The following is a 20,902-nucleotide window of genomic DNA, read 5'->3' as shown; positions in this document are numbered from 1 at the left end:
CTATTACAAAACAATATGGTATTAGAAGTTATAAAATTGATTTAATTTCCATAAACACAACTGGCTGTTATGTAATACATTATAGTAAAGATGGCTGTTTAACGCAGGAATCCTTGCCGCCCCTCATTTAAGCCTCCTTTCTTTTGGAGTAAATATCTTATTTATAAACTTCTTTTAATGAGCAGATCTATTTATCTAATTCTTTTATAAATTGTGAAGGTGTCATGCCTATATGTTTTTTAAAAATGATAGAAAATTTATTTGGTGACGAAAACCCTGCCTCTTCGGCCAATACGGCAATTTTATATTTCTTATACTCATTAACATTTTGTAATTTTCTGATAATATAATTTATACGCAGCTCATTAATATAGCCATTTATACACTTATTCTTATGCTTATTTATAACGTAGGATAAATATTTATCATTTATTTCACAAAATGTCGCTAGATAAGAACGAGACATATTATTATTTATAAAGATATCTGATTTTTCAAATTCCTTCAATTTTGTTAAAATTTTTTGTTCTGTTACCGAAGATATTTTTAATTCACTTTTTTTTGCTTTATTTATTTGTTTCTTTTCCAATATATTTGAATAAGGCTCTAAGGACGAATATAGATCTAATGTTTTTTTTAAATTAGTATCCTTTTTTTTATGATTATTTAAGTATCGTAAATAAAAAAATATTCCTATTAGCATAATAAATATGATAAGGACGATAATGTGTATTCTATTCTTTCTTTCTAGAATTTCAGTTTTTTTTTGTAAAGAAACATTTTTATTATACACACCTACATATGAGACATTTACAAAGCTTTGTAATATATCTACTCGACCACATCTAACACCTCTGTATTTTTCTTTAATTATGCCGTATCCATTAATATTTTTCACAAAGACTAAATATTTTTCAAATCTCTTATATCTTTTGTTTTTTAAAGAAATATATAAGATATCATCCCTAAATCCTTTGGCGAGATGCACATATTTTCTTTCCTTCCATAAATAAATAGTGATCTCCAGCATTAAGCTTTTTGGTTTTAGCAGGGGGAGGTTAGATATTATAAATGATGAATTCATTTTTTCTAAAGCTTTATTAATGTCTTTTGGGGAAGTTTCTAAGAATGTTTTAATGTAGATCGTATTACATTTATCTATATTTTGACTATAGGATAAGCAAAGTGAAAAAAATAGATAAAATCTGTTTATTATCGGGATAATATTTATAAACTTAAGGAGTTTAAAAACTTTCATCATATTTTATTTAATATTATAACCAATTCTCTCAGCAAGCAAAAAGTATTGTTTGCCTGAAAGGAAAACAGAAACCCTAACAATATAATTTTTATACTGATTTTTGAACTCAAGTTATAGCCATTATATTCCTTTCCGTATATACTTTATCAAAATAATTACTTAAGTTCAGTATTCTGTCCTTATCTATAGGGTTGATATATCTTAAAAACATCTTTTCGGTACTATGGCCAGTGGCTCGCATGAATAAAGAAGTAGGTATTTTCCAATATGGCTCGATACAACTATTATCAGAAGAGCTGGGTACTTAATTTTCTAAAATTAATGTTGTATAGTCCACTAAGAATAAGGAGATAGTCTGATATCAAATATTGAATAATCAACCTTCCTTTTTTTAATAAGGGCGCATTGGCAATCTCGAAACTTTGATGCATTCTTTTAATATGTAATTTAATATCTTCCGCCATTCCCACTTCTTCTTCTGACCAATTCCTAATTTCTTTCCATAAGAGAATTTTTGTTGTACAGGGTTTGATTTTCTTGATCTCCACCTCAGTAATCCTATTCTCATTATGGACCCCTCTCATGGCAATAGCTGTGTCTAAAGTACCAGAATAAAGATTCAGATAATAGGAAAGACGAAAAAAGAATTCTGAGTCTTCATGAATTCTTAAATCCTTAAAAAATGTATTCATTTTCTTAAGCAAGCTAGCTTTGCGAAGCGTTAAAGTGTTAATACTGAATAAACCAAAACTACCCCTAAGATAAATAAGACCAGGAAATACTTCCTCAGGAGGACACTCCTTATAAATAGTCATTAAACGGTCTCCAAAAACAGAAAAATACTCTTCTTTTGCTGATTCTGAATAATACTCTACTCCTAGTGCCCCATATACCCCGTCAATTTCAGGATTTGTAAAAAGTTCTTTTTCTCTATCAAAACGATTCGATAAATAGTAATCATCCGCATCAAGAAAAGCTATAAATTCTCCTTGGGCATTCTCAATTCCTAAATTCCTACTGGCTCCGGCTCCATGATTCCCCTTATCAGAGTGCTGAAACAACTTTATTCTATCATCTTTTTCTGCCAATTTACGACAAACTTCCAAAGCATTATCAGGAGAGTGATCTTCAATTAAAAGAACTTCAATCACTTCTTTACACTGTAAAGCAGATTCTACGGCTTTCGAGATATAAGCTTCCGCATTATATACCGGAATAATAACAGACACTTTCATTTTCTATTTTTAATTCATTTCTACAAGTAAAATACTTTGATTACACGAAAGGTTCTTTTTTATACTTTGCATCTATATGCTATATATTTAAAATATTTTACAGCTTGTAAATTATTTAATTTATTGCTCTGCTCTTTCCTTTTGCTTATAATCTCGTTTGGGGAAGTAAAAAAAGCTTTTTATACTCCTAATACTTTTTAGTTGAGATATGTAAAAACACGATGGTTAAAAAAAATTAAGTATCAAGAGTATAAAAAGCTTTTTGCTTTATTAAAAAGTTACTTCCAGGATTAAAATGATCCTCTCGGGCGTAGGAAATTGTAACGTAGTTAACTTCTCTCAGCAATACAAAGGCTTGGTATCGCAATGAGAACCTCCTAATATTTTCCGTCGGGGTTGTACTCTGAGGATGAAGTCCCCATATATCTATCGTAATTGATAAGATCCACCAAAGATTTACACTTAAGCTTTTTGAAAAGTCTAGCTTTATAAACGCTTACCGTGGATTGATGAAGTCCTAAAGTATTGGAAATTTCTAATAGCCCAGCTCCCTTAACTAAATGAAAATAGACTTCCTTTTCTCTTTCCGACAAAATATCTAAATTTAATGGGGAGGAAATCGGCTTATTAGAAATATGTATAAAATCGTACAATAACTCTTGGGGATAATAATACCCTCGTTTAAAAAGAGAATAAAGAGCCATACGAATTTCCAACTCATCGTACGATTTGTAAACCAATGCGTCAACTCCTTCGTAAAGGTAACGAAAAGGACCTTCTCCCTTTGTAAATCCTACAAAGATAACGACTTTAAGCTCTGGATTCATTTCTTTTATATTCTTGATCATAGAATCAAGTATATGCTCTAATAAGGTTATATCTAAAATAAGAAAATCATAGGCTTTTTCCATTACTTTTTCCATAAGCTGCTGCTTATTATAGACTCTATCTATTACCATATCATGATGTATAGTCTGTAAAATAAAAGATATTCCTTTTATAGACACATCCTGTTTATCAGCAATTAGTACCCTTTTATTCATAGTCTATTTTTTAATTAACATTAGGATTATTCTTAGAGCAAATGTCAGAGGAGGATAAAAACTTTCCCAGAAGTAAAGCATTCTTAGGATTACACAGAGATAGAAAAAGTATTTTTTAATTGATCGTTACACTATTAATTATGCATAGAAGCGCCATCGAGACAATCCCATTATTATATCGGATACCGTTTTTGTATCCCTCTTTCAGTACTTTACATAGAGCAAAACCCGGGAGAGCATGATGAAACTTTCCCGGAATTAAAACCTACTTATGATGAAACAAAACTGGTAGAAATATTGAATAGTTATTTCTATAAATACTTTACACTATATGAATTTCTTACAAAAAAGAGGAATAACCATAGACAAATCTTTTATCTACGTAAGGGAAAAGATGAAGAATATTAAACCCCTTCTTATCACTTATTAATAATAGCGAGCTTGTTTATAATTTACATCTGATACCGCTTTTTCCACTTAGCTACGGTATGGCGACTTAGTTTAAAGTGCAGTGCAATCTGACTATTGTTTAACTGATTATCCTTTTGATAATCCAGAATCTGTAAAATACTGGACTCAGTATAGGATTTATGATTTTGATCAAACCTATCCGTTTCTTTATCTATAGGCCCGAATATTTTTTTGTTGAGTTCTATAATATCTAATACGGATAAATTCTCTTTAGCCAAAATACCTTCACACTTATCTTTTTTTTCTGGGCATTTCTTCTCTAGAATATCGCAAAAAATAAGCTTATAATTAATTGTTGATTTTTTCATATTTTTATATTGTCAATGACTAATTAAATAGCCTTCTAGAATTATTATATCTTCTTATATTTATCCAGCCATTTATTCAAAGTGCTGGGCGGGATTCCATATTCTTGAATAATCTCGGTATGGCTTTTTTCTCCATTTTCCAAACTCTCCAAAATAAACTCGATTATTCCCCTAGTGTAGATATTTTTACGAAACCCTCCTTCCTTTTTTTTGAGAGAACTATGATCGGAATCCTTTATGCTAACTCGGGTTTGGGGAGAATATAGAATCAAATGCTCCGAATAGATTCTAAAGAAATCATACTGCAAAATTTTGCTCCAAATCAGCAAAATCTCTGTATTCATAGTTTCAGATTCATACATATCGGTGATTTGCTTCCCATTACAATTAAAAGACCTACAGAGAAAAGAAAGATGAAGTTCTTTTTCCTGTACCCTCTGCTCAACTAAACTTCCTAAATGAATATGTTTGAAATTGAATTTTTTGTTAATCATAATAAGAATTCTATTAGATCATTACTGATTAAATTATAAACACGTTTCTTGCAGGTAACCTATTTATTGAGGATAACCTCCTTTCTGATTATGATAATTTATAAGATCAACTAGAGTACGAAGATTTAATTTCTTAAAAATTCTAGCTTTATATACGCTTACAGTTGATTGATGTAGGCCTAACAAATTGGCAATCTCCAACAGACCATTTCCTTGGATTAAAAAATTATATACCTCTTTTTCCCTGTCCGATAAAATATCTAATCTGAAGCGAGGTAAAGACTTAGTCTCTTTGGTGTAGAGAAAGTTATACAATAATTCCTGTTTATAATAATACCCCCGCTTAAAAATAGAATAAAGTGCATTTCTAATTTCAGAGACATCATCTGATTTGTACACACACGCTTCGGCTCCTTCATAAAGAAAATGAAGAGCCAAATTTTCTTTACAAGCCGTAAAAATCATCACCTTAATATTCGGACTCAGTTTCTTTATTTGGCTCATTGTAGTATCGCATGTTTCTTTCAACAGACTGATATCCAAAATAAGAAGGTCATAGTCCTGCTCCAGTATCTTTTCTATAAGCTCACTTTCTTTATATACCCGATGTATCAGTATGTCTTGACTGATGCTTTTTAATATAAAAGCTATCCCTTCCACAGCCGCATACTGTCCATCTGCTATAAGTACCGCTTTATTCATGTTCTTATCTTTATATTTAGAAACTCATTTAATAGACTCCCCTTGTTTTAAGTAAACTTATTATACCTCTTCAGAGATCTCCCAATGTGGGAGGATTTCAAATTTTTCTCTTATACCATTAGGGGGTATGATATGATTCAATAGCTATACACTTGAGAATACATTATACTAACTAACCTGAGTTCGGGTAAGTATTTTATATAAAAACGAATAGATCAAATATTAAATTTAATATTCTTATTTCTTGGTTCATCCTCGTGGTTTTCAGAATAGAAAATGAGAGTAAATAGAAATATTGGATCCATTTTTCAAATAATTTGGGAGAATAAAAAGCTAAAAGACTCACAGTACAATAATATTATATTTATTGTCAGTGAATTATAAAATATTTTATTGCTTTCTTATCCCGGACTCAGGCTAACTAGATAAAACTATCGAAAGTGTGATATCAAACAATCCTTTCTTAGGACAACAGAACGGTTTTATAAATTATTTTTTTATCCCCGGCAGGAATCCACCGGGAATTATTTAATGTTTTATCTAAAGGCTAATACTACAATAAAGCTCTTCCAATAGTAATTATAGAAATTTATTCTGCTATACAACGAATTGACTGACCTGCAGTACGCAATTCATTATGTGTAGGATTGAAGCTGTTGCCAACAAATAACAATAGGAAAGCACGATCATTATTTATTTCTGTACTACTCCAGTACCATCCACTACCACCACGATTGGTCATGGACCCTGTAAGATAGTCTCGTTTTCCGGTATAGGGAAGGGTCAGACTATTTGTTCCACTACTGAACACGAAAGCTGATGTAAAATTACCATCATTTGCAAAGTTTCCAACAGTGGATACAGAAGCACAACCAGTTAAAGCCTGCCATTGAACTTGGGTAGGAACTTTGAATCCTGCAGGACAAGGATCATTCGATGTTTTTGAATTACCCCATGCAGCATTAGGAGCATTGGTAATATTCCAACCTACAATAGATCCTGAGTTCGTATTAGCCTCAACTTGAGTCAAAGCAGGGGCAAGCCTTCCCCATTGATATTTTGCTCCATGGATTCCCGCAACAGGAATATTTGGATTTAAAGTGTAATCAGCTCCCAAATTATGAGACATCCAAGTTTTACCATCACACATCACTACAGTAGGTATTTCTACTCCTCCCTCTAGTGCTTCTAAAATAACATTATTTTGGGCTTTAATTGTACAAACACAAATTAACATTATAAGAGAAATAATATGTTTTTTATTTTTCATAATATCCTTATTTAATACGAGAACATATAAATATTGATTAATTACTACCATCCCCTGTAACCGTAGCTGCCCCTGCTGTTTGCTTTATAATTCCTACGGCAGAATATCTTGCCCGAGTTTTTAATCCGCGTGCTGTGGTAAGAGTAACACCACTTCCAGCTATAGTTACTTGCCCCGTTCCCTGTTGTACTATCACCACATGAAAGCCTGCAGCTAAAGATGCAGGTACAGTAATAGTCGTTGCAGAAGATGAATTTACATATACAAAACCTCCTTTATCGGTGACGACTAAGGTTGTGCTTGCCGTTACCGTTCGCACAGGAGTGGCTATTTTATCGGGCGTAACAGCATTATTAGCAATTTTAGCCGTCGTAATGGCTAGATCAGCAACCTTAACCGTAGTAACTGCATTATTAGCAATTTTTGCTGTGATAACCGCATTATTAACTATAGTTGTAGTATTACTGTTAGCTGCAGCTGTTATATCCCCCGTCAGAGCAGCTCTTTGAAAAGAAGAGCCGTTCAATACAATAGAAGTAGACCCACTGTAAACAGTACCTGAGCCTGAGCCTGACTTTAATTTTAGCCATACTCCTCCATCAAAATAGTAAAAGCCTATTTCATCAATATTAGCAGCCTGGCCCGTAGCAGAGCCCGTACTAATATTATTCACGTAAATCATTGTGGAAGATGGAACACTAAGCATACTTTGAGCTCTTTCCCTGTCTACACGCGGAACCAAAAGTCCATCAACAAGGGTTGTAGTGCCAGTAGCATTTTTTGCTACTACATCTAGAGTTGCATTAGGCATGGTGGTATTAACTCCTACCTGTCCGTAAGTCAATGCTCCAAAGAGCACCAAAGGTAATAAATTTGTTTTTTTCATTGTTTTTAAATGTTTATTTAATTATCATAAGAGTATTTACTGCAATAATTTAATAGCTTACCAACACCATTATTTCTTTTTTATAATCATATTTGGTATGTGTTTTTATCCTTAGTCTCTTTTAGACTAATGTTATTTTTTTTTATTGTATTTCAACATATTATTCACCTTAAAATGATAATATTGAAATGAAAAGGAGGGATTTCACTCGCTGTATAGGACAAATTATAGAATGAGAATAATAAAAAATTAAATAGCAAGAGGTTAAAATATAATATTTTGTAAAATATTATTGTTTTTATATAAAACAATTATTACATTTGCAATATTAGTCTAAAAGAGACTAATATTTTCTATTATTTTTGTGAAAAATATAATTTACACTGATTTTTCACAATGACTTTTTCTTATTATCTATCCAAAAAAAAAAATTCTAAAAAACAAATTGTTATTTCTTTTACTCATCAATCGAAAATATCTCATCTTAAAATTCCTCTTTTTATTGAGCCCAAAGATTGGGATGATCAGATGCAAAGACCTAAAAACATCTATACAAAAAAAAATAAAGAACTCAATAACAAGCTTAATAGCATTAAAGTAAATCTAGCTAAGGTGCTAAGTAATCAAAAACAAGAGTACACCATAATAGATTTAAAAGCAATTACTTCAGTGATTAAAAAGATCTGTTCCGAAGAGAAGCAGTATTATCCTAAGGAGAGTCTTTTGGCTATTATGAATGAATACTTAGAAGCTAAAAAAAGTTTTATATCTTTATCCACTTATAGAAGATATCTTGTCTTTTTAAGACTCCTGGAGAAATTTGAAGGATATATTGCTAAGCATATAGGAATGAAAGATATTAATACAGACTTCATTCATAGGTTCTATACATTTGGTAAAGCAGAGCAATATACAGAGAGTACCCTTAAAAGGACTCTTGAATTTGTCAAAACCATCCTTAATTTTGCAGAGCAACAAGGTATTGATACAGAGGTAAGGAGATTAAAAATACCCAAAAGCAAAACTATAAAGAAAGTCATTACGCTAAGTGAAAAAGAATTAAATAAAATCAAACAAACACAGCTCCCTTTAGAACTTCAATCTGCTAAGGACTGGCTGATTATTAGTTGCTATACCGGGCAAAGAATTTCTGATTTTATGCAGTTTAATAGGGAGTTGATAATGCATATTAACGGAAAGAAATGTATTTCTTTTATTCAGCAAAAAACAGGTAAAGAAATAGTCCTCCCGCTTCATCCAGAGGTAACGGCGGTACTGAAAGAAAATGGAAATACTTTTCCCAAGCCCATGGAATATTCTATTTATAACAAACAAATAAAAAAAATAGCTCAACTAGCTCAAATTAATGAATGGATTAAAACACGTAAGAGAATAGGATTCAGAAGCAAAGAGGTCAAGATAGAAAAGTGGGAAAACATCAGTAGTCATATCGGAAGGAGAAGTTTTGCTTCCAACTTTTATGGGAAAATACCCACTCAATTACTTATGCAAGCTACGGGACATTCAACGGAAAAAATATTTCTTAGCTATGTAAATGCTCATAATAATGAAGGAATTACAATGCTAGGGAAATATTTTGAGAAAATACACTCTAAAAGAAAATTTAAAATAATGTAATTAATCTTGAGACCGTTTTTTACATAAATTAATGATAATTTGTGGAAAGAATTTGATGCCATATTAAAAGAAGGAGAAACAGATTATCTTTAATGTCTAATTTTGAAATAATCACAATAATGGTAAGCTTTCGCTTAGAAGCCCAAAACCTTTAGGCATTATTACAAGGAAATAGTTTTCGGTTATTGGAAAGGGCTAATTCCTAAAATCCTTTACTAAAATAGGTTTATTGAACTCCAGCAAAGGAGTTTTGTGATTTTTGTCTTATTTTTGAAGGAAAATTGTCTAGAAAAATGCACAGGAATAAGTTTCATAGACAGCACATCTATAAAAGTCTTCGGAAATCAAAGAATACATAATTATAAAGTTTTCAAAGGTATTTCAGAACGTGGAAAGTCTTCAATGGGCTAGTTTTATGAGGTTAAGCTGCATTTGGCCTATAACGTTTTATACTTTTATTTAAAGAAGGGAAATGTAGATGACAAAAACCTGGAACATATTATAAAAATGAAACAACAATTGAGAAAACTATTTGCAGGCAAATGACATCTTTCAAAAGCTTTATGGGAAATGCTTTTTGCAGATGGCATACAATTATTTACTAAACTTCACAAGAATATGAAAAATCACATTATGAAAATAGAAGATAAGACTGTTGAGAAAAAGGGCAATAATTGAGACTATATTTTAGATGGGGTCGGCTCACGAAACGGAAAATATTTAGGGTTAAGGATAAAATCTATTGATTTTCAACAACTCAATATACAGTATCTATAGTGCTTTAGAGGATGTACTTTCTGAATATTTGAAGTGTTATAAATGATTATCATGTACTTTGCAAAATTCTATAGATTGTAGCTGGATGAACTTTAAATGTTTCTGCAACTTGTTTGACTGAACTTCCATTATCTACAAGGGTTCTAACAGCTGCCCTTTGTTCAGAACTAAATTTTTTAGGCCTTCCGAATTCGATTCCATTTTTCATGGCAAGTTTTCTTCCTGCTGAAGTTCTTTCGATAATAAGTTCCCTCTCAAACTCTGCAATCCCGGCAAATATGGTCAGTATCATTTTACCTCCGGCACTACCTGAATCAGCCCAAGACTCTGACAATGATTTGAAAGAAGCCCCGGCTTCATTGATTTTATCACAAATATTTAACAGCTCCTTAGTGGATCTTGCTAATCGGTCCAGTTTATAGATAATAATCTGATCACCTTCTCTTAGTTGTTCAATCATTTTTTCCAGCTCTATTCTTTTAGACTGCACTCCGGAAACTTTTTCCTTAAATATTTTTCTGCAACCCGCTTTTTCTAGCTCTTCTATTTGAAAGCTTAAATTCTGATCCTGGGTAGAAACCCTTGCATATCCTATTTTCATTTCTGTAATTTATTTTCGCAAAAGTTATTGCAAAAAACATTATATATGCAAATAATTTTTGCGAAAAATGGAATTCACTCATAGAAGCGATTTCTATAAAATTTAAATTCTTTTGCAAAACTTAGGATTTTTGCAATTATAAATTTAGAATATGCCGAGGAAACGAATACTATCTGAAACGGAAAAAAGAGAACTTATATCTTTGCCAAATACTGATCAAGAAATAATATGGTGGTATACCTTAAGTGAAGATGATATCATTTTTATAAGAAATTCTACTAGAGGAAAAATAAATCAACTTAGACTATCAATACAACTGTGTTATATGAGATATCCTGGTATTTCCTTAGCCATAAATGAAAGACCAGATCAGAAGATTCTAAATTATGTAGCTGATCAATTACAAATTGATAACAGCAACTGGGAAAATTATCATTCAGGTCCAAATGAATCAAGATATGATCACATAAATATTGTGAGAAAAAGGTATAACTATCAAAATTTCACGATATCTCACCATAAAAACTGTGTTGACAAATTACGAGATTCTGCTCTCCAAACTGATAAAGGATTCATTCTAGCAAGAGAATTAATGAATATTCTAAGAGAGCAAAGAATTCTTTTGCCCTCAATGAGTGTAATAGAGAGAATTTGTGCAGAAGCAGTTACTAAAGCTGAAAAAGAAATTTATTCCTTACTCTCTTCATCATTGACAAAAGATCAAAAGTATGCTTTAGAACGGCTATTAATAACCGGACAGCAATACTCCGTAAGCACATTCAACTGGTTAATGCAGTCCCCGGCTGCAGCCAACCCTAAACATATACTCATCCATCTCTCAAAACTTAAAGTCATTAAAAAACTCTCTCTCCCTTTAGATCTTGGAAAACATGTTCATCTCAATTACTTATCCAAGATGGCCAGAGAGGGTAAGCAAATGACTTCTCAGCATTTAAGCGATTTTGAACAAAATAGAAAGTATGCGACCTTAATAGCCGTTTTATTAGAAATAAGAGAAACTATTACTGATGAAATCATTGAAATTCATGACACAATTATGAATTCTTTGTTTAAAGATGCTAAAAATAAACAAAATAGGCCCAGTGACCACATAGGCGTTCAAAATGGCCAACTTTTTTGAATGTTTGTATTTCTTGCATAACTTGGAGAAGAAAAGAATGAGTCAAATATGGAATGAGGAAGAACTAGGACAATACTGGTCGGTTACCTTTGAAGAGCTAGAACTTCTTAAAACAAAACCTCAAAAACATCATTTGGTTTTTTGTATGAAGTTGAAATACTATCAGTATTATGGGGTCTTTCCAGGAAATGAAAAAGAACTAAGTGATATTCCGTTACAATATATTTCTGAACAGCTAGATGTTTCCAATAATATATTTCTTTATGAATGGGAGAGTAGAACGGCAAGAAGGCATAGACAGGAAATTCTTACATTCTTAAACATAAGGAAACTGGATTCCAAAGACCGTATTGAGCTTATCAATTGGTTGATAGAGGAGATCTTTCCAAAAGGAATCTCTAGTACTGAAGCTTTTAACCATATTTTAGATTGGCTGTATCAGAATAAAATACAAAGACTTACTGTATTTCAGGTAGAGAAAATAATAATAACAAGCTATTCCAGGTTTAGAGAAGTTCTTTTTGGAGAAATTAGTAAAGGAGTTTGCAAGGAATCTAAAACCCTCATTGATTATTGCCTTGAAGATAAAAATGAATTGATAAATTTTTCTTTTCTAAAATCAGATCCTGGACGGGTAAGTCTTGATTCTGTATTAAAAGAACTAGAAAAATTAGAGTTTATTAATTGTCTACAAATTCCTGAACAAAAACTCTCGTCTTTAAACCCTAAGATTATGAATCATATGAGGTCTAAGGCTCTTTCGGAAACAGCTTGGGAGATTAAACGTCACCCTCCAACTATTCGGTATGCATTAATGAGTGTTTTCTTTTATACCAAGCAAAGTGAAATTATAGATGGATTGATAGAACTACTTATTCAGATCATCCACCGCCTATCAGTAAAAGCTGAAAAGAAGGTATTTAAAATATTGATGCAGGATTTTAGAAAGGTCTATGGTAAGAATACCCTTTTGGGGCGAATAGCCGAAGCATCGCTAAATAATCCTGATAGTCCTGTCAGAGAAGTTGTTTACCCTATTGCCGGAGTACAGACTCTGAGTAACCTGGTTAAAGAATATAAGTCTTCTGGCAAAGGATATCAGAAAGATGTTCATCGAAATATACGATCGAGTTATGGCAGTCATTACAGACGTATGGTTCCTAAGATTCTTGGCAGCATAACATTCTGTTCAAATAATATCATGCACCAGCCCATACTTGATGCTTTAAGATGGTTGGAAAATCATAAAAATTCAAATACTCAATACTATTATTTATATGATAATATTCCTATTGATGGTATTGTTCGTCCGAAAGACTATGAAATTATAATAGAGACGGATGATAAAGGAGAGAAAAAAATTAACCGTATTAACTATGAAATTTGTGTCTTACAAGCACTCCGAGAAAAGCTTCGCTGCAAAGAAATATGGGTAAAAGGAGCTGATAAATACAGAAACCCCGATCAGGATTTACCTCAGGATTTCAATACCAATAGAGAATTTTATTATAAAGATTTAGGTATTACACAGGATATTCAGGAATTTATAGATACTATAAAGGGAAATATGCACCAAGCTCTTTATTCTTTGGACAAATCAATTCCGGATAATAAACAGTTACGTCTCTTATCGCGTAATAAAAATAATATTTCTCTATCTCCGCTAACAGAGCAGCCTGAACCGGGGAATATCAACAAAATGAAAGGACAAATCCAATCTGTATGGCCAATGACTAGTCTTTTAGACATTTTAAAAGAAGCAGATATGAGAATAGGATTCACGGAATGCTTTAAAACACAACGCTCCAGTGAAAGGCTTAATCGGGATGAACTGCAAAAACGACTATTACTAGGGCTCTACGGTTTGGGAACCAATACCGGGCTAAAACGTATATCTGCGGGCAGACATGGTGTAAACTACAAAGAGCTTCTGCATGTAAGAAAATTTTACATTTATAAAACAGCTTTAAGGGAAGCAATAAGTAAAGTTGCCAATGCTATATTTAAAATAAGAAATCCTGATATTTGGGGAGAAGGCACTACGGCCTGCGCTTCGGATTCAAAAAAGTTTGGATCGTGGGATCAAAATCTTATGACCGAATGGCATATTCGCTATGGAGGGCGTGGTGTCATGATATACTGGCATGTAGAAAAAAAATCTACCTGCATTTATTCCCAGTTTAAGCGATGTTCATCCTCAGAAGTTGCAAGTATGATTGAAGGGGTACTCAGACATTGTACAGAAATGGCTATTGACAAACAGTATGTTGATACACATGGCCAAAGCGAAGTTGCTTTTGCCTTCAGTTATTTGTTAGGATTTAATTTGATGCCCAGGCTTAAAAATATAGCAAAACAAAAATTGTATCTTCCGGATATTGGATTAGCAGAAGACTTTAAGAATATAACTCCTATTCTTACAAGGCCTATCAATTGGGAACTGATTGCACAGCAATATGATCAAATGGTACAGTATACCACAGCATTAAAGCAGGGAACAGCTGATCCGGAAGCAATATTAAGACGTTTTACAAAAGGAAATATTACCCATCCAACCTATAGAGCTTTATCAGAGCTTGGTAAAGCTGTAAAAACAATATTCCTCTGCAAATACCTGGAAAAAGAAGAGTTGCGCAGAGAGATCCATGAAGGATTAAACGTCGTTGAGAACTGGAATTCTGCCAACTCATTCATATTTTTTGGAAAAGGAGGAGAAGTTGCAACCAACAGGTTAGAGGATCAGGAACTTTCAGTGCTGTCCTTACACCTGGTTCAGATCTGCCTTGTATATGTCAATACTTTAATGATTCAGCAAATTATTTCCACAGAAGAATGGAAACATATATTAACATCGGAAGATTACCGGGCCTTGTCTCCACTAATATATGCACATGTAAATCCATATGGAGTCTTCGAGCTTGATATGAACGAACGTTTAAGTATTACGGGCAGCTAGTTTATTTTAAGTGTACCCTTGATGAACTAGCATTATGCTGGTGCATTAATGTAAAAATTGAATGTATATTGCACTAGATTAAAGAAACTACTTAAAATGAACTAACCAATGAGAGTGTACGCCTATTTAAGAGCATCTACCAAAGAACAAGATGCACTGAGAGCAAAAGATACTTTATCAGAATTTGCAAAATCCCTGAAGGTAAAAATTTCAACTTGGTTTATTGAAAACGAATCTGGAGCAAAGCTTCAGCGTCCGGAACTTTTCAGGCTTCTGGATACGGCAGAACCTGGAGATGCAATTCTGATAGAACAAATTGACAGGATAACCAGGTTATCTGAAGAGGACTGGAGAAAATTAAAATCAATCATATTGGATAATCGAATAAAAGTAATATCTCTAGATCTGCCTACCAGTCATAACTTTGCCAATATTGATGATGAATTTCAGAGATGGGTGTTGTCTGCAGTAAATTCAATGATGCTTGATATTCTTGCTGCGACGGCAAGAAAGGATTATACAGATAGAAGACGCAGGCAGGCTGATGGAGTGTTAAAAGCTAAAGATGAAGGGAGATATAAAGGAAGACCGGAAAATGTACAGCTGCATAAAAAGATTAAGAGTTTATTAGATGTAGGGAAAAGCTACAGCGAAATCCAGTTCCTATTAGGCTGCTCCAGACATACCATTTCTAAAGTCAAAAATAGGAAAAAGTAAAAGTTGGCCATTTTAGCAGCTATGTGGTCACTGGGCCAAAAACTCGGAATAATCCCCAAGGGTATACCAAAAATCAGGATCACCATTTTTTTGATACAGTTTATTCAAAGCTTTATTAATTCTGCCCTTATCAAATCTCTCAGAATTATGATGTAGATACCAAGAAGGAACTTCGTCAAAATCTATATCTGGAAATTTTTTATCTTCTATACTTTCCGCTACTTCCTGAAGCATATCATAGCACCATAGTAATTGGCGCGTAATAGCTTCTTCATAGTATTTTGCACCACCTATTCCCTCAATCGGACAAGCTCGTTTTCCGGCGATTACTTTAGGATAGTGAGACGAAGAGCCTAAAGGATAAATCCTTTCAATGCGTAATTCATGTTCCCAGAACTCGTAAAAGTTATAGGTATAAGTGAATTTGTCTTTTTCTTTAAAGTCAAAATGAGAGAGGGGAACTTCGCAATCATTACTGAAAGAACTCCCATAAAACCGTCCCCAAATATGAAATTCATGAAGAAAATAGCCATCCCAACCCATAATAATCTGTATCAAATGGTGAAGTTGCTCGATGGTTGTTTTATCACTTACTACAAATCTGCGGAATATCTGTGGCGAAATACCTAAAATATGTATCTTGAATTGTATAAGGTTTTCCTCTATCAACAGATATGTTTTTTGTCACAAGAAAGGTAGGGATTTTTTATTTGCCACACACTTTTTGATGCACTCCTTAGATGCTTCTATATATACAAGCTCAATTTCCGGATGATAATGCCAAAAAGTAATTTCTAAAATCTTAGTATTCAAGCTCTAATAGACTTATAATATCAGCAGAATATCTGAGTACTTAGTTTCCTAAAATTAATATTGTATAGTCCATTACGAATGAGAGGATAGTCGCATATTAAATATTTAATGATTAACCTAGCTTTTTTTAATAGGGGTGCATTAGCGATCTCAAAACTTTGATGCATTCTTCTAATATGCAATTTAATATCTTCAGAAACTTGTGCTTCTTGTTCTGCCCAATCTCTAATTTCCTTCCATAAAAGAATTTTTGTGGTACAAGGTTTAATCTTTTTTGTCTCTATTTCAGTAATTCTATTATGCTCATGAACTCCTCTCATAGCTATGGGAGAATCTAAAATTCCCGGATAAAGATTCAAATAAAAAGAAAGCCGGAAAAAAAACTCTGAGTCTTCATGAATTCTTAAATCTTTAAAAAAGATATCCATCTTATTGAGTAAGGCTTCTTTTCGAAGCGTTAAAGTATCAATACTAAATAATCCAAAACTACCCTTCATCCCTAACTGTCCGGGAAAGACTGATTCAGGGGAATGTCTTTGATAAACAGTAGTTAAACGCTCTCCAAAAACTTTATAATAGTGCTCTTTGGCTTCCTTAGAATAATAATGAACCCCTAAAGCTCCATACACACCATCTACCGCTGGATTTTGAAATAGCTCCTTCTCTGCCTCAAAGCGATTGGGGAGATAAAAATCATCAGCATCAAGAAAAGCAAGAAAATCGCCCGTCGCATTCTCTATTCCTAAGTTCCTACTCATCCCGGCTCCATGATTCTCCTTATCAGGATGCTGTAATAATCTAACTTTATCATATCGTTTGGCCAGTTGACCACAAACCTCCAGCGCATTATCCGGAGAATGATCTTCAATTAAAAGAACCTCACAGACTTCTTTGCATTGTAAGGCTGATTCTACCGCAAAAACTACATATTTTGCCGCATTATATACCGGAAGGATTACAGAAATTTTCATTTAATTATTCTTATTCTCAATTCGCTACAAAACCATGTGAAAGGAAATTTATAATAATATTAAACCTGATATTTCTTCTTCCATTTAGCCACCGTATGTCTGCTAAGCTTAAAATGGCGAGCTACTTGAGAATTATTCAACTGATTTTCTTTCTGAAAATCTAATATTTGTAAAACGCTTGATCGGGTGTAGGATCGATGACTTTGGTTAAAAGCCAGGGTTTGGGCATCAGGAGATCCAAATATTTTAGTATTAAGGGCAATAATATCTAAAACTGACAGATTCTCTTTGACGAGCAAATCTCTACATATTTCTTTTTTCTCAGGATATTTCTTATCTAAAATATCTAAAAAAATACGCCTATACTGAATGGTGGATTTCTTCATATTTATTTTAAATTTGGATATTTATCGAGCCATTTATGCAAAGTACTGTTGGGAATACCATAGTCTTGCATAATCTGTCCCTTACTTTTTTGACCTGTAGATAACATTTCCAATATAAAATCAATGATCTCTTTGGTATAAATGTTTTTACGAAAGGATATCTCTAATATTTTCTTTGATTTAGATTCAATTTTCCTGACTTCAGGAGCGTACAGAATCAGATGTGCAGAATAAATCCTAAAAAAATCATACCCCAGAAGTTTACTCCACTTTAATATCAAGGCCGTATCTAATGTCTGGGAATCATACATACTTACTAAATCTTGATTTTCACACCCAAAAAACTCACAGAGAAAGGAGCTTTCCAGATCTAACTCTTCAGCCCGAGCCTTAAGAAGGCCACCCAAATGAATATGTTTAAAATTAAATTTCTTATTATTCATACTGTTTTTTAGTTAGTCAGGGATAATAGATATCTAGAATAAAATCATTTATACCAAAGAGATCATTTATTTATAAAATGGTTACTAAACTTAATAAGATCAACTAGAGAGTTAATATTCAGCTTTTTGAAAAGCCGACTTTTATATACACTTATCGTAGATTGATGAAGTCCTAAAACATTCGCGATCTCCAAATTACCCTTACCTTTTATCAGACCATCATAAACGTCTTTTTCTCTTTCCGATAAAATCTCTAAACCTGAGCTAGAGAAAAGGGTCATCAATTGAGGTTTATGGATAAGATTATCCAGTAATTCTTGCGGATAATAATATCCACGTTTAAAAATGGAATAAATAGCTTGCCGAATTTCCTCCTCTTCATAAGTCTTGTAAATAAGGGCATCAGCTCCCTGATGAAAGTAATGAAAACATATATTTTTCTGATATTCTGTAAAAATTATAATTTTAAGACGGGGACTGATCTTTTTTAGCTCTTTTATGGTAGGCCCAAAATTATTTACTAACATCGCTCTATCCCAAATAAGAAGATCATATTCATTCTCCAGGAGCTTATCTATAATCACTTTATCATCATACACTCGATCTACTATAATATCCGGATTCATATTATTCAGCATAAAAGCCATTCCTTCCGTAGAAAAATAATTCCTGTCCGCAATAAGTACTTTTTTTTTTCATTTTTCAGAATTCTTGTTTAATCATATTAATTTCTTTAGTCTATTTATTTTTTATATCAGCTAAAGCTAATCTAAAAGCTCTTCCATTTGTTTAACAATACAGGGATGAGCAGTAGGAAAATGAATATCTTCTGGAACTTTTTCTATAGATTTCACAAAATCAGAATCATACAAAAACTTTTTTATTCCCTTTTTAAAGCCCCGCTTAGAAAAACCGGTAAGCAGATGGGACTTCATATAAGAAATCCTATAATAATATTTTCTTTCTCATCTTTTATTTCATTAAGGGTGTAGGATGTAAAAGATGCTATAAAAAATTAGATAAGTTTTCTTGATTTTATCACTCACTATAAACCTTCGGAATATTTGGGGCGAAATACCTAAAATATGTATCTGAATTGTATAAGTTTTTCCTCTATCAACAGCGAGGTTTTTTGGGAGAAAAAAGGTGGGGATTTTTTATTTGCCCCACACTTTTTGATGCGCTCTCTCCTCTTTATTGAAAAGCAGACTAATTAGACTATTAACAATCATAATATTAAATAGTTGTATGTATTTTTAAATTAGGAAATCCCATATTTTATTAAAATTTATAAAGAAAACTTCATTTTAATAATTTAATTGAAATAAAATTATTAAGGTGAGGCTTATTATATGATGCACCACCAGCAAAAACCTTATTGGCAGAGACTAATCCACCACCACCATTATAAAATTTACCTTTCAAATAAAACGTTTGAGGTGTTTGTATATTCATATAAAAGGTATTTTGAAGTGACGCTGTTCTAGTGTCAGCGATGGGGGTGCCTCTATTATTTGAAATGCTTACCCCATAAATCTCACTTCCTGCGGAATTTCCGATCACATTTTCAAATGAACTAACGAATATATCAGCACTTGAAGGATTATCGAGATAATCAGCATTTGAGGGGATTGCTACCAAACTGTAACTAATTTCATATAGACCTACTGGAAGAGTAAAACCTCCTGTTGCCGAATTATAACTACCTCCTATTGTACTCAAGGCATCGGTTTCTATTCTATTAAAGGATATATCATATCGTTGATTATTTCCAGGCATTTGTAAATCGATATCTCTAAAGGCCAGGAACTTGGAAACAACAGTTCCTTTTTCTGATGAACCACAAAGATTTAGCCAAGAGTTATTTAAAGAGGAATAAAATTGAATACACCCAATATCAGTGTTAAATATTTGTAGACCATCAGCAGGGGTCACGATCGCATTTTTCTGTGCGGTGGTTAATCTAGGGATCAAGACTCCTTTTGAACTAGAGACAATATCCAAAGCTGTGGAAGGATTGGGGTTAGTAGTATTGATTCCAACTTGGCTGTAAGCCAATCCTCCAAAGAGAATACAAAGTAATAAATTTGTTTTTTTCATTGTTTTTAAATTATTTATGAGGTTTTTGATTTGTTTCAAAAAAATGAGGGTAATAGCCGTAATGAGAAAAGTGCGAGAACCTAATTAAAAAAAGGAAAGGGGAGATTGAACCAGTACCCCCCCTGGACCCTTAGGAATGAATAAACGATGAAAATATCCATTCCTCATAAATACTTTTATTTGTAGTAAAAAGTTATAAATCAATTCCTTGAGGCAATAGATACTCCTTATCAAACTTGATTTTACTTGTAAGTAAAAAGAGTCTAAATTTTTATTTCTTATGGACCCTAAATCCTGACCCAAAGAAAGAAGAAATAAAAAAGCTATCTTTCTACCTATTCTCCCCAAAAAGTATATTGTATTATTTTTTTCAACCCAGACTATCTTAAAAAGACCTTTCCCTATATAAAAAAGAAAAGCAAATAATAAGAAGACTAAGGGGTAAATACCTATTTCCATCGTTTTATATTTTTTTTTCATCTTGAAGCAAAATAAGGCTATCTCTATAACATAAGAGTTGCCACATTCACCTTACTCCATCATAAGTAGTCCTTATTAGACTTCCTATTTAACATAATGATTATCAAATCAATAATTTTTAAATATTTTTTTAATTCTAATTTGTATTGAGGAGTGCTTTGTTTAAAAGAGTTTAGACTTCTTATTATTCTTATATAGTATGCATTGTT

At 32.6% G+C, this 20,902-nt stretch carries 20 protein-coding genes and 1 pseudogene; 5 read left to right on the top strand and 16 right to left on the bottom strand.

Annotated elements, in window-relative coordinates; translation table 11 throughout:
* Positions 1-187: 187 nt before the first annotated feature.
* The 8 genes from CHRY9293_RS17055 to CHRY9293_RS17020 all read right to left on the bottom strand — a co-directional run bounded on the left by CHRY9293_RS17055 (position 188) and on the right by CHRY9293_RS17020 (position 7,670).
* Positions 188-1,258 carry a helix-turn-helix domain-containing protein gene (locus tag CHRY9293_RS17055; RefSeq protein ID WP_162034085.1) on the bottom strand — a complete coding sequence of 357 codons (1,071 nt, stop codon included), beginning with the start codon at positions 1,256-1,258 and terminating at the stop codon, positions 188-190.
* A gap of 290 nt (positions 1,259-1,548) precedes the next feature.
* Positions 1,549-2,496 (bottom strand): glycosyltransferase family 2 protein, encoded by a 948-nt coding sequence (locus tag CHRY9293_RS17050; RefSeq protein WP_162034084.1) that lies wholly within the window; start codon positions 2,494-2,496, stop codon positions 1,549-1,551.
* A gap of 377 nt (positions 2,497-2,873) precedes the next feature.
* Positions 2,874-3,539 carry a response regulator transcription factor gene (locus CHRY9293_RS17045; RefSeq protein WP_162034083.1) on the bottom strand — a complete coding sequence of 222 codons (666 nt, stop codon included), beginning with the start codon at positions 3,537-3,539 and terminating at the stop codon, positions 2,874-2,876.
* Positions 3,540-3,991: 452 nt separating this feature from the next.
* Complete coding sequence (locus CHRY9293_RS17040) at positions 3,992-4,318, bottom strand: helix-turn-helix domain-containing protein (protein ID WP_162034082.1); 327 nt, start codon at positions 4,316-4,318, stop codon at positions 3,992-3,994.
* Between the two features lie 44 nt (positions 4,319-4,362).
* Positions 4,363-4,812, bottom strand: a complete 450-nt coding sequence (locus CHRY9293_RS17035; protein WP_162034081.1) for a transposase — start codon at positions 4,810-4,812, stop codon at positions 4,363-4,365.
* Between the two features lie 63 nt (positions 4,813-4,875).
* On the bottom strand, positions 4,876-5,514 hold the full coding sequence (locus tag CHRY9293_RS17030) for a helix-turn-helix transcriptional regulator (protein ID WP_162034080.1): 639 nt from the start codon (positions 5,512-5,514) through the stop codon (positions 4,876-4,878).
* 589 nt (positions 5,515-6,103) lie between these two features.
* Complete coding sequence (locus CHRY9293_RS17025; RefSeq protein WP_162034079.1) at positions 6,104-6,784, bottom strand: fibrobacter succinogenes major paralogous domain-containing protein; 681 nt, start codon at positions 6,782-6,784, stop codon at positions 6,104-6,106.
* A 37-nt stretch (positions 6,785-6,821) separates the two neighbouring features.
* Positions 6,822-7,670, bottom strand: coding sequence for a hypothetical protein (locus tag CHRY9293_RS17020; RefSeq protein ID WP_162034078.1), 849 nt, complete (start codon positions 7,668-7,670; stop codon positions 6,822-6,824).
* Positions 7,671-8,066: 396 nt separating this feature from the next.
* Between CHRY9293_RS17020 and CHRY9293_RS17015 the strand changes: the two genes are divergently transcribed.
* A complete protein-coding gene (locus CHRY9293_RS17015; protein WP_162034077.1) occupies positions 8,067-9,308 on the top strand; it encodes a tyrosine-type recombinase/integrase in 1,242 nt (413 codons plus the stop codon).
* Positions 9,309-9,373: 65 nt separating this feature from the next.
* Positions 9,374-9,993, top strand: a pseudogene (locus CHRY9293_RS18970) (transposase); the annotation flags it as partial.
* Positions 9,994-10,134: 141 nt separating this feature from the next.
* Here the strand turns inward: CHRY9293_RS18970 and CHRY9293_RS17000 are convergent.
* On the bottom strand, positions 10,135-10,686 hold the full coding sequence (locus CHRY9293_RS17000) for a recombinase family protein (protein WP_162034074.1): 552 nt from the start codon (positions 10,684-10,686) through the stop codon (positions 10,135-10,137).
* Positions 10,687-10,837: 151 nt separating this feature from the next.
* Between CHRY9293_RS17000 and CHRY9293_RS16995 the strand changes: the two genes are divergently transcribed.
* The 3 genes from CHRY9293_RS16995 to CHRY9293_RS16985 all read left to right on the top strand — a co-directional run bounded on the left by CHRY9293_RS16995 (position 10,838) and on the right by CHRY9293_RS16985 (position 15,500).
* Complete coding sequence (locus CHRY9293_RS16995; protein ID WP_162034073.1) at positions 10,838-11,827, top strand: DUF4158 domain-containing protein; 990 nt, start codon at positions 10,838-10,840, stop codon at positions 11,825-11,827.
* Positions 11,811-14,783 (top strand): Tn3 family transposase, encoded by a 2,973-nt coding sequence (locus CHRY9293_RS16990; RefSeq protein ID WP_394351051.1) that lies wholly within the window; start codon positions 11,811-11,813, stop codon positions 14,781-14,783. The genes CHRY9293_RS16995 and CHRY9293_RS16990 overlap by 17 nt, the downstream gene beginning before the upstream one ends.
* A gap of 108 nt (positions 14,784-14,891) precedes the next feature.
* Complete coding sequence (locus CHRY9293_RS16985) at positions 14,892-15,500, top strand: recombinase family protein (protein ID WP_162034071.1); 609 nt, start codon at positions 14,892-14,894, stop codon at positions 15,498-15,500.
* Positions 15,501-15,527: 27 nt separating this feature from the next.
* Here the strand turns inward: CHRY9293_RS16985 and CHRY9293_RS16980 are convergent, their stop codons facing one another.
* From CHRY9293_RS16980 to CHRY9293_RS16950, 7 genes are all read right to left on the bottom strand, one after another.
* Positions 15,528-16,169 carry a plasmid pRiA4b ORF-3 family protein gene (locus CHRY9293_RS16980; RefSeq protein WP_162034070.1) on the bottom strand — a complete coding sequence of 214 codons (642 nt, stop codon included), beginning with the start codon at positions 16,167-16,169 and terminating at the stop codon, positions 15,528-15,530.
* A 164-nt stretch (positions 16,170-16,333) separates the two neighbouring features.
* The gene (locus CHRY9293_RS16975) at positions 16,334-17,284 is read right to left on the bottom strand and encodes a glycosyltransferase family 2 protein (protein ID WP_162034069.1); all 951 of its coding nucleotides are present in this window, start codon (positions 17,282-17,284) and stop codon (positions 16,334-16,336) included.
* 59 nt (positions 17,285-17,343) lie between these two features.
* Positions 17,344-17,670 carry a helix-turn-helix domain-containing protein gene (locus CHRY9293_RS16970; RefSeq protein WP_162034068.1) on the bottom strand — a complete coding sequence of 109 codons (327 nt, stop codon included), beginning with the start codon at positions 17,668-17,670 and terminating at the stop codon, positions 17,344-17,346.
* A gap of 2 nt (positions 17,671-17,672) precedes the next feature.
* A complete protein-coding gene (locus CHRY9293_RS16965) occupies positions 17,673-18,113 on the bottom strand; it encodes a transposase (protein ID WP_162034067.1) in 441 nt (146 codons plus the stop codon).
* Between the two features lie 62 nt (positions 18,114-18,175).
* Positions 18,176-18,793: a helix-turn-helix transcriptional regulator gene (locus tag CHRY9293_RS16960; protein ID WP_228455580.1), complete on the bottom strand. Its 618-nt coding sequence runs from the start codon at positions 18,791-18,793 to the stop codon at positions 18,176-18,178.
* Between the two features lie 84 nt (positions 18,794-18,877).
* On the bottom strand, positions 18,878-19,048 hold the full coding sequence (locus tag CHRY9293_RS16955) for a hypothetical protein (RefSeq protein WP_162034065.1): 171 nt from the start codon (positions 19,046-19,048) through the stop codon (positions 18,878-18,880).
* Positions 19,049-19,415: 367 nt separating this feature from the next.
* Positions 19,416-20,213, bottom strand: coding sequence for a complement C1q domain-containing protein (locus tag CHRY9293_RS16950; protein ID WP_162034064.1), 798 nt, complete (start codon positions 20,211-20,213; stop codon positions 19,416-19,418).
* Positions 20,214-20,902: the final 689 nt, after the last annotated feature.

Origin of the sequence: Chryseobacterium potabilaquae (assembly GCF_902728265.1) — a bacterium.
GTDB lineage: Bacteria > Bacteroidota > Bacteroidia > Flavobacteriales > Weeksellaceae > Chryseobacterium > Chryseobacterium potabilaquae.
The sequence above is the reverse complement of the archived record's forward strand: the minus strand, read 5'-3'. Positions and strand labels throughout refer to the sequence as shown.